This is a genomic window from Paenibacillus vandeheii (assembly GCF_030433635.1).
GTDB classification, from domain to species: domain Bacteria; phylum Bacillota; class Bacilli; order Paenibacillales; family Paenibacillaceae; genus Paenibacillus; species Paenibacillus vandeheii.
The window spans coordinates 81802-97170 of record NZ_JAROCD010000016.1; the positions used below are offsets into that span (position 1 = coordinate 81802).

The window sequence follows — 15369 nt, forward strand, 5'->3', positions numbered from 1 at the left end:
TCGTTAAGAACAGGAAGAACGTTTACCTGAAGGGGATTTTTGTATGTTAAGCGGCTTGTTTAGCTTCCTGAATCTTTCCGATCAGCATCGTCAATGGTCAGCATAGCCTTCTCTGAATCCCAGGACACGTTCAATCCCAAACCACGCAATACCTCAAAAGGCACAGTAGTTGCTCCCGAGTAATTATTTATGGGTTCAGGTAGCTGCATGACTTGCTCCCCAGACACATCTGCGGAAGTAATAACATACTGTGTTTCGTGAGGTCGGATTGTGATTATCCGATTGTCATATTTCAACGTATAGTGGTCCAGGCTACCTTCCACCTTATGAGTCTCAAATTCTGCTCCGAGTGCTGCGGCGATGGCTTTGATTGGCAGTTGCACAGTCTTAGGCGTTTCGACAGCCGCATACATGGACTGGAACAGCTCACCGTTCAGATATACATCTGTACCCATCTTGGCTTGGACGGGTTTGTAGACCATGCCTCCTGATGATGTTGCAGGTGCCCCCGCTTCCTCGTACTTATCACTTCCCCAGCCCCAGACGGTTCCATCCGAGGATAAGGCAAGACTGTGGTAATATCCTGCTGAAATATCAGTAATGCCGGATAGATGGTTTACTTTTCCTTCTTTTCCAGCCACGGTCCTTCCGTAGCTGTACACCTCACCAGATGTCGTGAGTAATAACCTATATTGTGAATTTCCATCCATCTTAATCACCTTGAAGTCGTAATGGAAGGCGAACGCTTTCCCTTTCTCGTCCAAACCCCAAACTTTCCCGTTCTTATCCAGTGCAAGCAGGGATGAATCTGAACTTGTGATCGATGATATGTTGGTCAGGCCTTTTATTTTGGTAGGTTTGGACAGGACTTTACCGGGTTCGTCGGGCTCATTCCACGTCCATACAGACCCATCTTTCTTCAGAGCATATCCATGCAGACCTGCGGATCCAACCTGGATGACATCTTTCAGTCCACTGATCGCATGCGGTTTACGTAAGTGATCAGAATCGCTTCCTTGAGCCGCCGGGTGCTGCCATGACCAGACTGTCCCGTTCTGGAGAAGGGCGACGTTGAAAGTACCAGTCACCACATCCTTCGCAGAGTGGATGCTTTCGACTTTGCTGGGTAGTTTACCAGCACCCCACTCCCAGACCGTTCCATCCGCCTGAACGGCTGCGTTGATCCCACCGCCAGCGGCTGAAATTGCTATTACATGGGATAGTTCCGGTATGCGGGTAGGACCAGATGTATGACGATATCGAACCTTTTCGCTCACCCCCAGCTCTCCCAAGAGATTGCGGCCCCAGGTCCAGACCGAACCATCACTTCTCAAGGCAACAGTGTAATAATAAGCCCCCTCTACAGCGGTATAATGTAGTTTCTTCTCTGCGCTTGTTACAGCCGATTGAACAGAAGTATTACTGGCGGAATGCTGTACGTTAGTGGCTGCGTGAGTCGTTGGTACAGTAGTCAGCTCCATCAACAGGGTTGATGCAACTAATGCGGCAGCCATTGCGATGGCGAACCGTCGGGACGATTTACCTTTACAATTAGGTCTATGATTCAAGCGTGAATTGGGGCGTCGTTTTTCTTTTACTTTATCATCGGATGGGTTAATCGAACGCATGGTATCGCCTCTTTTTCGGATGAGATGGACGTAAATGATGCATTGCTATATAAACACTTTATGGAGAGGTGAAGTTACATACAATTGATAAGATTCCTTTATATTAAAAATCGGCGCTGAGTGTTATTAATTCTTTCTAGCAACAAATAGGTAACATGTATGGAGTTTGTAACGTCATAAGCATGAGGTGATAGAATGAGAAAAAGTATACATATCCTATCGTTAGCGTTAATGCTGTTAACAGCCTGTGAAACAAACAATGAAACAACGAATGTTCCAGTGAGCACATATTCTTTTCCTGAAATTATTGAGCCGCATAACCCTGAGCAAGCGGAGCAAAGCGGGGATGTTGTTGTACTTCTCGAAGGGATACGAAACGGGGATAAGTGGAACAGATTTATGAAGAATGTGAAGGAAAAACATCAGGATCGGGTTCGAGTTACGAAGTATACCATTGAAGGTGGGGCCATTATCTATGAGTTGATATACGATGGCAAAGCCATTCAATCGGCTTATGATGACTCAAGGGATCTTTATGGCTCCAAACAGGGAAGGACGACCAACACCTGCAAAGGGATCGGTACGATGAAGAGTGAGCAAGGACGTGTTTTTTACGTGTTAACCGGGTGTGAGAAGGAAGGGAGTACCTTTTCGATGCCCAAGCTATGAGAGCGAGCGGTTTTGGTAAATACGGTTAATGCTGCAAACAAAAATCCTGTGAAGCCGAGGCTTTTCAGGATTTTTTGACATTAGCTCCTGTGAGACGAAGGTTGTTAATGATAGTATTTCGTTTAGTCTACCTCAGAGCTCTGTATGCACAATCGGTTCAGGCAACGCCGCTTCATCTGACACTTTAACGGAAAAGTAGAGTATGAAAGGGAGAACGATTAAGATAAGACCGATGATGACGGCGATGATAATACTCTTTTTGTTCAAAGTATAGGCTCCTTTAGGAAAAGAGATTATAGCACATAGGGTATATACCCTATATATTAACCAATCGATCGAATTTTGGAGGTTTAAATGATAAAGAGAATCTGGATGTTGTGCTCGTTGAGGCTCCTCATTCATTAAACAATTGCAGATCAATATAGACTATATTAATAATCAAAACTTGAGAACAGAAGGCTCCATTACGAATGTGAATTTTTATAATGTTCGTGAGGACCAGCAGTTCAATAACACAGCAGCCTGAAGAGATTGTTAAGTATTATCAAAAGAAATAGAAGAGAACATAGCTTTCTTAGATATTGTGAGTGGAGAATGAACCATTAACTAAACTCAGGGAACATGCACAAATGCGCAAAATAGCTGCTTAAGAGTTGTTTACCATCTCCCAGCTAACCTATGTGAGGAGCAGACAAAGAACGCATACGGGTAAGACTAAGGACTATAGCAGGAGCTGTTGTCTTTTTTATTGGGCATCCTTCCTAGTTATTCGCACACTCTCCGATTGCGCAAAGGACATAGTATAGGGCATATACACTGTGTGCTTTGGCCTAAGGAGAGTGAACGTTTTGAAATATCTGAATAAGAGGATAGCTACGCCTAAACGACTAAGATCCAGACGTTCAATATCGAAATGCAGAAACAAATCCCCGGGAAAACGCAGGAAGTGCCATATTACCCGTAAAGCCTGTCGGAGAAAGCATCGCTCCCTCCGACCGAAGCCTCCAATAAGACAACTGAAAGTAGTATGTGGCAAAAAAGTCATTGCTTTGCCGAGGGGTATTGGCGTCAACCCGGCATGTCAGGAGCCCGGACCCCGGCTTACTCCGGCGAGACAACATGAAACGAAGACTGTCGGACCTCGTGGAACACAAGGTCTGGTAGGGGAGCAAGGTGCCCAAGGTATCGTCGGCCCGCGCGGCGAGCCTGGCCAGCCCGGGCTACCTGGAGCGCAAGGCCCCGCTGGCTTTCACGGCGAGCAAGGCTGCCCCGGCGTGCCTGGAGCGCAGGGCCCCGTTGGCCCTCAGGGCGAGCAAGGCGCCCCCGGCGTGCCTGGAGCGCAGGGCCCCGTTGGCCCTCAGGGCGAGCAAGGCGACCCGGGCGTGCCCGGAGCGCAAGGTCCCGCTGGGCCTCAGGGCGAGCAAGGTCCGCCGGGCAGCATACCCGGAATTGAGATCATTCCTACGGTAAACCGCTACTTCTATTTTCCAGACACCGATCTTAATTTATCGGACTCGGTTACGATTCCCGCCGTGGAATTCGTGAATGATGAGGGTGGAAGTGTATCCGAATTTGCAGGAATAGGACTTACCAGTATCTACAATCTTTATATCAACGGGATCGTACAGCCAGGTAATTCATATGACGTAAGTAAGGTTATGCTGTTTTTTCCCTCACAAGGTGGTGTACTCTTTGCAGAAACGCCGATCATTCTGGAGATCATTCAACTAAAGGCAAATATAATAAATGGTTAAAATTGGTCGAACCTCCTCATGACTATGCCTTCACTACTTATGAATCTACCACATATACTATGTCAGGTAGGAGGTGAGAAACATGCCACTTGTGACACCATTTCAGAACAGTTTAAGATTCGCTGCAACCATTGGCGATGGAACGGGTACTGGAGCAACGTTTGCGATTGCTGCGACTGCTTTTACAAGCGACGCGGGTACAGCTGCAACGGCATTTCCAGGCACGTTCAATTATTACAATCTTTATATTAACGGCATTATGCAGACAGCAGATACTTCCACTGTTACAACCACTACAATTACGATTCCCGGTGGAGACGCACTGAATGCTGGAATTCCAGTTGTCGTGCAATTCGTAGTGTCTTAATGCTTGGTAGAACCATTTCGCATCATTACCTTGTTCGGCTTCTATCGCAGATAGAAGTCGTTCTTTTTTTGTAGAAGGCAACAGTCGACTCTAAGGGAAGTATGCACTAATACGCAAAATATCTACCTAAGGGATGTTGCCCAACGACCGGATAACCGATGAGAAAATGAATCCTCCGTTTGATTCCAATCCCCGTTCTAACTTGTTAAAATTTAGGTACATATACTACGGTCAGGTTGGCGGTGAAGACGGAATGCAACTAATCGAGGTACATCCCGATGTACTAGAGGGAAAAGCCAGGTTGGTCCAGCAAAAGAAACAGGAACTGGAGCGAATGGTCCGAGGGCTTGAAAAATCAATTTACCTGTTGCAATCGGAATGGTCGGGTGTGACAGGAGAGAGGTTCTTTTGGGATTTTATGCAGGTGAAAGAAGTTTTCCCTGCCACATTGGGTCTTTTGGATAAAATTCAGAATGAATTTATTTTTATAGCGAAGAATTTTAGGACAGCGGATGGTTCGGGTGAGGTTGCTCTTTATATACCTGAAGAACTGAAACGAAATTTTGGTGTTGGATTGCTCGACAAGTCGGTTGGAGAGACCGTAACTGGAATTGGACAGACAGCAGAGGCGCTCTTCTATGACCCATTCGGTACGGTGACCAGTGTGGCTTATGCTATGACTTTGGGCAGAGTGGTCGACGTTGGGCGAGGCATTAAGTTTGCTTGGGATGCAGCCTGGGGAAACGGAACAGCCAGGTCTGATGTAGGCCAATTTGTGGATGAGCAGAAGAAACAGGTGGATGAGAGTGGGGCTGGATACTACAGTGGCTCTGTGATGGGTCAGGTGTTCGCCTATGCTTTTGTTGGCAAGGCGCTTCGTTCGGTGGAGAATAAGCATAGCGATCTGGGCGGATCTGGTGGTGGGAAGGTAGATCCGGGAAAAGGTAGCGGTTTAACTAATGACTCAAGGTTAAAAATGGAAGGAAATAAAACTATATACCCTAATCAATTCGGTAATGAGATATCTTGGACCAAACAAGGTTATAAAGATATAGATGCTATTATCGAGAAGAATTTAAAAAGCTCAAAAGCTGGTGATGTTTTAGAAGGTGAAGTAGCACAGACTGTAAAAGGTACAGGAAGATTGCAGGGGACTGGAATACAGTTGAAATTGCAAGATGATACAATAGCAGGGGATATTGACGTGTTAACAGATTCACATCTTATTGAAGTGAAGAAATCTTTAAGTGCAGTAAGTAAAAAACAATTTGATAAATTGACTGATCCCTTAAATGAGAAATACTTTAACTACGATAACAAGGAAATCATATATTATATTGAAGATATTACTGTCAATAATCGAACGCAGGAAAATCTAGTTAAAATGATTCAGAATAAAGGAATAAAAATAATAAGTTCTACTAACGAATTAGAGGAGGTCTTAAAGAAGTGAGTTCTTTAATTTTTTTGAAAAAGATAGAAAATTACATTCCTGAAAAAGCTATTGAGGATTTTAAGAAAGCAGCGCAAAAAGCGAATATGTTTTGCATTTTGATAAAAGATAAATACCGTGATGATCTCTTTATATCTGCTGAAGGGACACTATCAGAAGTTGATGAATCTTCTTTTAAAAGCATAGAGAATAAGGACAATTTAAAGTATTTCACATTTAATGTTAATCAAGTAGAAGAAGATTCAATTGATAGTTTCACTTGGCTTACTCAAGACGAAAATTACTTCTGGGCTTTAGATATTGAAAATATAAATCATGAGTACAAGTTTATCTTTAGATTCGTTGTAGAGTACTTTAAAGATAATATTCAAGATTATCTATGGTTTGATGATGCTGAATGGTATTACACCGCTGACGATATTTTAAAATTAAGTCAGATGCCATATGACCCGAAGTGGTGCAGTGAAAAGATTGTCTAGTTTTATACATTTGAAAATAACGAGGTTTTAATAAGGGTTAGACATCGGCGAGGAGTATTGAAATAATGGGAATGTCATCTTTTGTATTATTTAGACACGGGGATAGCAATACGGCAAATAATTTATTCAATACTATTAATAATATATGTACAAAAGAGAAACTTTTCTTTGATAATGATGAAAAAACTTATAATAGCGAAGGTGCATTAAAATATACTCGAATATATATCAGCGACACGCCATTCAAGGAGAATTACTCAAGGACGCTTAGCTTTAGTGTATATGATGAACCTTATGAATTTCAAACCGTTACTTATGAATGGGATGATACACAAAATGAATATTTCAAAGCAGTAGTATCTGATGATTTTGATGATAATGCGGATTTATTATTTCAATTCCTTTTTGCTTTTCTGAGCGAATTCTCCGATGCAAGAGTATGGATTGAGGAAGATTGGTTTTATACCTTAGAAGATATGAAAAAGATAAAATCTTCCTACAATGATAATTGGTGCTACATCGATCCTAAAGACCTATAAACGAAAGCTTACAACTGAATTACAGATAATGCATATAGCACTTCTACCAGAGCAAAAGTAGGGGTGCTTCTTTCTTTTAAAACCTAAACCTAGGAGAACAAATTGCCATGATATTAAAGAAACGATTCGTAATGATTGGATGCTGCACTGGATTTGTATTCTTACTTGTTCTAACCTACAGCTTTTATACAGAAAAAAGAATGTATGAAGAGTATTTAACGATGAATGTACAACAAGATATGGTTGATATGAAGAGTGCGATTTTAAACAATGAATCTTACTTCAAACGCATACTTGCGGATGATAAAATAACGAACGAGATGATAGAAGATGGAGAACAAGCGAGGCTGCTAACTTATAACTTGATGAATATGATGCAGATTATTAATAAGAATAATTTGATGAATCAAAGCTTTAGTGAAGAGATGAATATACTAACCAGACCTGCCAAATCATTAACAGGCGTACTAGATCTAAGTGATACGTTGCCCCTAACGCTTCAACGTATGCTAATGACATTCGACAGATTGGATGCCACAAGTTACCCTTTAACACCTGAACTTAAAGCACGAATTGTGGAGTATCAACAGTTAAACAATCGATGGTTGAAAGTTGTTGGTGACCCTGAGTCAACGGGAAGTATTGAAAAAGATTGGTCACAATTTTTGGATGATCTTGAGAAGGAGAATAGAGTTTATTTTCAAGAACAAAGTGTGAATCACGTTGATGATGTATGGAGAGACTCACTAAATCCGAGATATGAATGGTAAGTAAGAATGAAATTTGATACTAGATATGATGCACATTCAAAGTGGAGTACTCCTGCCGTTTAGAGGCAATAGGAAGAACTCCACTTTTTTAATATCAAATCAACTAATGAAATTTCTCCCATACTGGACGATAATGTAGTAGAAGTAGTACTTATCTATACCGATTATATAGCTCACCATATACATAGAGAACTATCCACAACCATCCTACACCCACACGAGGTACATTCATGAAACAAGGCATATATGAACAGCTTATCAACACCATCACCAGGCAGGAGATTTCGGCGCTGGACCCGGATGTGTATAACATTGGGACTGAAAAGCTAGATGCAGAGGAAGCACGTAAGCTGCTATCCACGTATTTGGCGGCGGTGACCCGGCGGGCACTCAAAATTGTACGGGAACAGACAGAAGATAAGACAGCAGTGTTGGCGCAGATTCGAACGTGTAATGAGATTATTGCTACGCTGAAAGGCACGCTAGGGGAAGAAGAGTACAATGAATTGCAACTGGATGAGCAGGGGGAAGTACTGACCCATGTGTATTCCAAACTGAACAGCATTCGTGCGGTCCGGGATACCAAAATCGTTCGTCCAGATACGCCCATCGCCCAAAGCTCATTGTTCACAGGTGCAAAGTCTGAGCCGAGTATGTTACTGGAGCTGCAAAAGGAGATTGTGACCGCCGATCGGATCGACTGGTTGGTGTCATTTATCAAGTTCAGCGGGCTTCGCCTGCTGCTGGAACAGCTCCAGCAATTTACCGCGGGCGGCGGGAAGCTGCGGATCATCACGACTACATATATGGAAGCAACCGACCTGAAGGCCATCACTGAACTTAGCAAATTACCTAACACCGAAATCCAGATTTCGTATGATACCAAAGTGACCCGGTTGCACGCCAAAACATACATTTTTCACCGCGATACCGGATTCACTACAGCCTATGTCGGCTCTTCCAACCTCTCCAACCCGGCGCTGACCAGTGGTATGGAGTGGAACCTCAAGGTGACAGAGAAAGATTCACTCGATGTGCTGCGCAAGATTGAAGCGACCTTCGAGAGTTACTGGAATGACCGTGAATTTACTCGGTATATGGCTGAGGATGAAGGCCATGAGGCACAGTTGAAGGCGGCTCTGAATCGTAAAAAAGATCAGTCCAACCACTTTCACCTCGACATCCAGCCTTACGATTATCAAAAGGAAGTGCTGGAACAGCTTCACGCCGAGCGTACGCTGTATGGACGAACCCGCAATCTGATCGTTGCCGCCACAGGTGTTGGCAAAACGGTCATCTCTGCCTTCGACTACAAGCGGTTCCGGGCAAGCCATGTGGGAGCTAAGCTTCTTTTTGTCGCCCATCGGGAAGAAATCTTGAAGCAAAGCCGGGATACGTTCCGGTATATCCTGAAGGATATGAACTTTGGTGAGCTGCATGTCGGGAATCACCGAGCAGAGGCGCTGGACCATCTGTTTGTTAGTATTCAGAGTCTTAACTCCATGAAGCTGACGGAGATCAGCAGCTCAGACTATTACGATTACATCATTGTGGATGAATTCCACCATGCCGCTGCGCCTTCGTACCAGAAGCTGTTGTCTCACTACGAACCGCAGATTCTGCTTGGACTCACCGCAACGCCTGAACGGATGGATGGCAAAGACATTACCGCCTACTTCGATCATATGATTGCCGCCGAGATCCGTCTAACCGATGCAATTGACCGGAAGCTACTGAGTCCTTTTCAATATTTTGGCGTCACCGATACTGTCGATCTATCCCAGGTGAAGTGGTCGCGTAAAGGCTATGACTTGAACGAACTGGAGAAGCTCTATACCCATAACAAAATCCGTGCCAACCAGATCATCCAAAGTCTGAACAAATACGTAACCGATCTGGATGATGTGAAGGGGCTTGGTTTCTGCGTAGGGGTGGATCATGCGCTGTATATGGCAAAAATATTTAACGAAGCCGGCATTCCATCCATAGCCCTGCATGGCGGGTCCAGCGAACAGGAACGTCATACTGCGAAAGGACAGTTGGTGAACGGGGAACTGCGAATGATCTTTGTCGTTGATCTGTACAATGAGGGCGTGGATATCCCTGAGGTGAACACCATTATGTTCCTGCGTCCTACCGAGAGTCTGACAGTATTCCTGCAACAGTTGGGACGTGGACTACGGATGGCGGAGGGCAAAGAGTGCCTGACCGTGCTCGACTTCATCGGGCAAGCGCATCAGGAGTACAGGTTCCAGGATAAATTCCGCGCCCTAATCGGCGCTACTAAACATTCCATCTCGTACTACGTTGAGAACGGCTTTTCGAACCTGCCTCGCGGCACGTTCATTCAATTGGAAAAGCAAGCGAAGGATTACGTTATGCGTAACCTGAAGCAGATGAGTCGTAATCGCAGAGCATTGATTCAGAAGCTGCAAACGTTCCAGCAAGACACCGGACTGCCCCTGACCTTGGCTCATTTTGTAGAGCATCATGGGATGACCCTGGTTGAATTGTATGGTGGACGTACGGGGAAAAGGTATTTCCGGGGGATGCTGGCCGAAGCCGGACTGACAGAGCCAATCGAGAGTGAGCAGGATGAGTACATCCGCAGATTGCCATCTGTGCTGACGATCAACTCCCGAAGCTGGCTAACGTTCCTGATCGACTTTATTGAAAAAGGGAAAGAACCGACAAACGCTGATGAACGGCGCATGTTGATTATGTTTTATTACACTTTCCACCGGGCCGCACCTGAGAAACTAGGGTTGAGCAGCATCGAAGAGGGTGTGCAGCGTGTGCTGTCTTGTGAGGCATTCCGAGCAGAGCTTGTGGATATTTTCAAATATAATCTGGCTCATCTGCGCTTTGTGGATAAAAGCAATTCGTTCCCGTACACTTGTCCACTGGATATCCACTGTATGTACTCCATGGACCAAGTGCTTGCCGCCTTCGGTTATTGGAATGTCCAGCAATCGCCCGCCTTCCGTGAAGGCGTGAAGTATTTTGCGGACGAACAAACGGATATTTTCTTCATTACGTTGAACAAATCCGACAAAGATTTCTCTCCATCTACTCTATATGAGGATTATGCGATCAACGAGCGTCTATTCCATTGGCAGACACAGAGCCGGGTGTCAGACGTACGGCTACTGCGCAGCGTTATATTCATCATCGCGAGACAGGCAACCGAATCGTGCTGTTCGTGCGGGAGTATAAGGAGGAGCATAACTATACATCTCCATTTGTTTTCTTGGGCGAAGCGGATTATGTGAGCCATGAAGGGAATAAACCGATGAGTTTCGTGTGGCGACTGCGGGAAGAGATGCCTGCGAAGATGGTGGCGGTGGCGAATAAGTGTATTGTTTAAAAACTAGCAGTATCAAAATATGTATGGAGGCAAGGTCATGTGGGATAGAATTTTGGATGGACAATTTTTATCTAAATTAGGGGGAGTGGGCGGGATTGTTGCTCTTCTTAGCTTTATGTGGACTTTTTTTAAGAAAAATCAGGTAATTACTTCGTTAACTTCTTCCAAGTTCGAAAGGTTAGTTTCGTCAAAAGAAAAGAGGACTATGATAAAAATATCTAATTACATTTTTTATGTGATTATAGGTTTAATTGCTTCTACTTTTCTTACACTTATATATATGGTGATTGACTTGAAAGGATATCTCGTTTTTGTTATCTCAATCATTGGAACTTTTTTATATTTTGTTGTTTTATATATTAGCTTAACAAAAAAGAGTGTTTTTGATAAAAGGTTTTCAAGATCCAAAAATCTTAATTTTACAGTTAGTCTACTTTTGCTACAAACATTCTGTTTTTTCTCTGTGATGCCGGGCTTCATAGCCAGTAGTGCATCAGAAGGTAGTTTAGTGTTAACTACAGACAATACAGGAGAATTATTAATTAATATAACGCTGTGTCTACTGTCGTTATTATTTGCGAGTTCAATGTTTGTATTATTAATAATAATGACACTATCTCAACTCCGTGAAAAATTTAGTAAGTACGATTATGAGTGTTTTTACGTTTTAGATCAAGAATATGAAGACATGAAATGGTTTATTTATCATCTTATTGATAAAGAGCATTTTTTACTTGGGAATAGTGAGTATATACATGATGCAACAATCTTTCGTACAGAAGAACGTTCAAAGATACTTTCTGAGAAAATACATCTTTTAAAAATACTAAAAAACAAAGAAGACTCAATAGAGTACTATATTTAAAGTTCAACTAAATACTAATATAATTCAGGCGGTGCACCATGATTATTTACAGCAGTAACGCATTAGCTTTTCGGGAATCGGTTGATAACAACCAAATTACAGTTCAGATTGAAGAAGCATTTATTAAACGTATGGGAAAAAGACCCAATCAAGGGGAAGTACGAGCTTGGAACAACTCTATGCAGTTTATGGAGAAAATAATTCGCAACTCTAAGGTAGCAGATGACTGCGGAATATTGATTGAATATAATATTCCTTCTACAAGTAAGCGGATAGATTTTATCATTGCAGGTCAGGATGAACAGAGAAATGATAACTTTGTGATCGTTGAGTTAAATACAATGGGATTCAGTAGAGGCTATGGATCGCGAGGATGTTGTGAGGGCTTTTATTGGAGGTAGAACAAGAGAAACGCCGCATCCTTCGTATCGAGCATGGTCATACAAACAATATTTGAGTGATATGAATGAGGCCGTATATTCCAAAGACATTAATGGATATTCATGTGCATATCTACATAATTACAGAAAAGTTCAACCTGACCCTCTCCAATATAATCAATATCAGGATATTATCCGTGAAGCACCTTTATTTCTAGCTGATGATTCATCTAAACTTCAAGATTTTCTGAAAAAGCATGTGGGTCAAGGGAATGGAGTTAATTTACTTTATTTAATTGAGAACGGTAAGATTCGTCCTTCCAAGAAGTTAATCGATCATATTGATGGGTTATTTCAAGGGAACTCTGATTTTGTTTTACTTGATGAGCAGAAGGTTGTGTATGAGGCCATTATGAGCCTTGCCAAACAAACAGATGTAAAACGAACCATCATTGTGCAAGGGGGGCCTGGAACAGGCAAATCAGTAATATCTATGAATGCACTTGGTGGCTTGCTTAAAAATAAATTGAATGTGAAATTTATTGCCCCGAATGCTTCATTTCGAACGGTAATGGTAGAGACCTTGACCCAGCGACAAGCTAGAAACAAGACACGTACAAAGATGTTATTTACGGGATCAAGTCAGTTTTACAAAGAGCCAGCTGATATGTATGACGTACTAGTTGTGGATAAGGCGCATCGATTAAAAGGCAAAGGAGCATATCAATATCTTGGAGAGAATCAGATCGAAGATATCATAAAGGCATCTAAAGTGAATGTGTTTTTCATAGATGATTTTCAACGTATTCGTCCTGAAGATATAGGTTCTATAGACGAGATTAAACGTTTAGCTGCCCTATATGATTCGGAAGTGCATGAATATTCACTAGCAGCACAGTTCCGTTGTTCTGGAGCAGAAGGATTTTTGAATTGGGTTGATGATGCTTTACAGATTCGTCCCACCGCTAATTTTGATGGTTGGGATCAAGATTCTTTTGAATTCAAATTAGTAGACACGCCTAACGAAGTATACGATCTAATCAAAGGTAAAAACGATCAGGGGTATAAGGCGAGGATGTTGGCAGGTTTTGCTTGGAATTGGACAGCTGATAAAGAAGGTAATCGTAATGGGGAAATTCCGGATGTAATTATTGAAGAACATCGTTTTACTATGCCTTGGAATGCTCGTTCAATATCAAGTACTTGGGCTATCCATGAGAGTGGTATAGATCAGATTGGATGTGTTCATACGTCTCAAGGTCTTGAGTTTGATTATGTAGGCGTAATTATAGGGAATGATCTAAAATATGATTCGGATAAAATGGAACTTTATTCAGATTATGATGAGTACAAAGATAGAATGGGAAAACGAGGGCTTAAATTTAAGAATGAGGAACTAACAAAACTTATCAAAAATATTTATAAAATCTTGATGTCTCGGGGGATGAAAGGTTGTTATGTTTACTGTAGGGATCAAGAATTGATGAATTATTTATGCAGCAGAGCAAATTCAAGATGATGTGCACCATGGACTATGCAAAGTAGAGATAAACCCTATCCTTCCATAAATGGAAGGATAGGGTTTGCTGTTTTCACATCAATATTCCTTTAATAACATTTTTGGCTACACGAATATTATCAGGAGAAGAATCTCTTAGCAGTTGTACAATTTCTTTGATTTGTTTCTCATCTTCAGTTACCTCAAACTCTTCTTCTATATAAGCAAATAATTGAATTAAATTAACATCCAAAGATTCAGCGATCTTTGCCAAATTCACCAAAGAAACGTTCTTTTCTCCACGTTCGATCTGTCCTATGTATGAAAAATGAAATCCACCTTTTTCTCCGAGGGATTCCTGTGAATACCCTCTTTCTTTACGTAGTGCACGAATTCTGGCTCCGACTAACTTCAAAACTTCTCTGTCCTCGTTCATGGTATTCACCTCTCTATGTTCAAAAGTGTAGACAAGTTTCCTCAAGGTAAACACCAAACGAAGAATACAAATAATTTATTTGATTACTATATGTATCAATTTATTGTATAATACTGGTATTAACTCTTTGGAGGGATGACAATGGCAAGAAATTGGTCCATAACCGAAGCACATTGTAATCACCAAGTAGATTTTACCCCACGTTTGCAAGACCATGATATCTCCACACAGCCTAGGTCCAAACATACTCCTGCTTACCATATGCTACATACCACAATAATGGCCTATCACCAACATGCTGAGTATCATTTGAAACTTGCCCTCATCATGTGTAATCACAATCAGTTCAAAGCCTGCCTGATTCTCTGTGATTGGGCTCTAGCCTCCATGATCAAAGCGTTATATATCTATAAGCATCATTCAGTTCATCCACCCAAGGAACTCACCATGAACGAAATCTTACCTTTAGTGCATACGGACACTGAACCCGGATTGGATATCGCTTTGTTCATCGGCACTATGCAACATATGTCTTCCCAAGCAGATTACCCACATGACCAGCCACTAGAACTGAACAACATCGAAAAGCTTCTTCAACGAACAGAAGAAATATTGTACGAGTTAGCCACTCGATTGAACGATGATTCATCAGAGTAAGATGTTTTTTTAATTGATCATTTGGGTTAAATGTTTGATTTATCTGTGTTACGCTTACAATATGACATCAACCAAATAAAGGATATATGATGCAGAGGATACTAAGGATGCCCTTTGCTTTGTATCTGGAAAGTAGGTGTACATTTTGAAAAGAGTAATTGCTATCGCGTTTTTCATATTATCTGTATTGGAATTGGTTACTTTAATTCTAATCGGTAAAAGCATGATGAATGGTTATATGGAACCGAGTACGTTTAGAGGGAAGATTTCATTCCCACTATGCGCTACGTACCTCTCGATCTGGATGTTCTTTTCACGGCAAGAGTTTACCGGAGGACGAGTGGCGGCACAGATCAGTTTTACAGCGGCATTGTTGACGGCGTGCCCGTTGGTGTGTTTGTTAATTATTTTCTATTAAATCAACCCATCCCTCCCCATAGCAAATGGTATAATGGCGAAAAGGGAGATTCTGGCGCATAGCCCGAAGGCCCTCACAGCAGAAAGGAT

The 15369-nt window shown here is 42.2% G+C and carries 14 protein-coding genes and 1 pseudogene; 13 read left to right on the plus strand and 2 right to left on the minus strand.

What is annotated here, in order from left to right; all coding sequences use genetic code 11:
• Positions 1-59: 59 nt before the first annotated feature.
• Entirely contained in the window at positions 60-1628 is a 1569-nt protein-coding gene (locus P5G61_RS26780; RefSeq protein ID WP_301249274.1) for a stalk domain-containing protein, read from the minus strand.
• Between the two features lie 195 nt (positions 1629-1823).
• On the opposite strand from P5G61_RS26780, the gene P5G61_RS26785 reads away from it, so the two are divergent.
• The 11 genes and pseudogenes from P5G61_RS26785 (at position 1824) to P5G61_RS26835 (ending at position 13790) form a co-directional block, all read left to right on the plus strand.
• Entirely contained in the window at positions 1824-2297 is a 474-nt protein-coding gene (locus P5G61_RS26785; RefSeq protein WP_301249275.1) for a DUF4362 domain-containing protein, read from the plus strand.
• A gap of 1049 nt (positions 2298-3346) precedes the next feature.
• Positions 3347-4051 carry a DUF4183 domain-containing protein gene (locus P5G61_RS26790; RefSeq protein ID WP_301249276.1) on the plus strand — a complete coding sequence of 235 codons (705 nt, stop codon included), beginning with the start codon at positions 3347-3349 and terminating at the stop codon, positions 4049-4051.
• A gap of 82 nt (positions 4052-4133) precedes the next feature.
• Complete coding sequence (locus P5G61_RS26795; protein ID WP_301249277.1) at positions 4134-4418, plus strand: DUF4183 domain-containing protein; 285 nt, start codon at positions 4134-4136, stop codon at positions 4416-4418.
• A 133-nt stretch (positions 4419-4551) separates the two neighbouring features.
• Positions 4552-5871, plus strand: coding sequence for a WXG100 family type VII secretion target (locus P5G61_RS26800; protein ID WP_301249278.1), 1320 nt, complete (start codon positions 4552-4554; stop codon positions 5869-5871).
• The gene (locus P5G61_RS26805) at positions 5868-6350 is read left to right on the plus strand and encodes a hypothetical protein (protein WP_285077642.1); all 483 of its coding nucleotides are present in this window, start codon (positions 5868-5870) and stop codon (positions 6348-6350) included. The genes P5G61_RS26800 and P5G61_RS26805 overlap by 4 nt, the downstream gene beginning before the upstream one ends.
• Positions 6351-6415: 65 nt before the next feature.
• Positions 6416-6889: a hypothetical protein gene (locus tag P5G61_RS26810; protein WP_301249280.1), complete on the plus strand. Its 474-nt coding sequence runs from the start codon at positions 6416-6418 to the stop codon at positions 6887-6889.
• A 107-nt stretch (positions 6890-6996) separates the two neighbouring features.
• Positions 6997-7659, plus strand: coding sequence for a hypothetical protein (locus tag P5G61_RS26815; RefSeq protein ID WP_301249282.1), 663 nt, complete (start codon positions 6997-6999; stop codon positions 7657-7659).
• Positions 7660-7889: 230 nt separating this feature from the next.
• A pseudogene (locus P5G61_RS26820) lies at positions 7890-11026 on the plus strand (DEAD/DEAH box helicase).
• A 37-nt stretch (positions 11027-11063) separates the two neighbouring features.
• Positions 11064-11891: a hypothetical protein gene (locus tag P5G61_RS26825; protein WP_301249283.1), complete on the plus strand. Its 828-nt coding sequence runs from the start codon at positions 11064-11066 to the stop codon at positions 11889-11891.
• Positions 11892-11929: 38 nt separating this feature from the next.
• Complete coding sequence (locus P5G61_RS26830) at positions 11930-12292, plus strand: hypothetical protein (RefSeq protein ID WP_301249284.1); 363 nt, start codon at positions 11930-11932, stop codon at positions 12290-12292.
• Complete coding sequence (locus P5G61_RS26835) at positions 12252-13790, plus strand: DUF2075 domain-containing protein (protein ID WP_301249285.1); 1539 nt, start codon at positions 12252-12254, stop codon at positions 13788-13790. The genes P5G61_RS26830 and P5G61_RS26835 overlap by 41 nt, the downstream gene beginning before the upstream one ends.
• Before the next feature lie 73 nt (positions 13791-13863).
• Here the strand turns inward: P5G61_RS26835 and P5G61_RS26840 are convergent, their stop codons facing one another.
• Positions 13864-14205 (minus strand): helix-turn-helix domain-containing protein, encoded by a 342-nt coding sequence (locus P5G61_RS26840; RefSeq protein WP_036606225.1) that lies wholly within the window; start codon positions 14203-14205, stop codon positions 13864-13866.
• Positions 14206-14346: 141 nt separating this feature from the next.
• Here P5G61_RS26840 and P5G61_RS26845 point away from each other — a divergent pair, with 141 nt between their 5' ends.
• Complete coding sequence (locus tag P5G61_RS26845; RefSeq protein ID WP_301249289.1) at positions 14347-14862, plus strand: HEPN domain-containing protein; 516 nt, start codon at positions 14347-14349, stop codon at positions 14860-14862.
• Between the two features lie 279 nt (positions 14863-15141).
• Positions 15142-15342, plus strand: a complete 201-nt coding sequence (locus P5G61_RS26850) for a hypothetical protein (RefSeq protein ID WP_301249290.1) — start codon at positions 15142-15144, stop codon at positions 15340-15342.
• Positions 15343-15369: the final 27 nt, after the last annotated feature.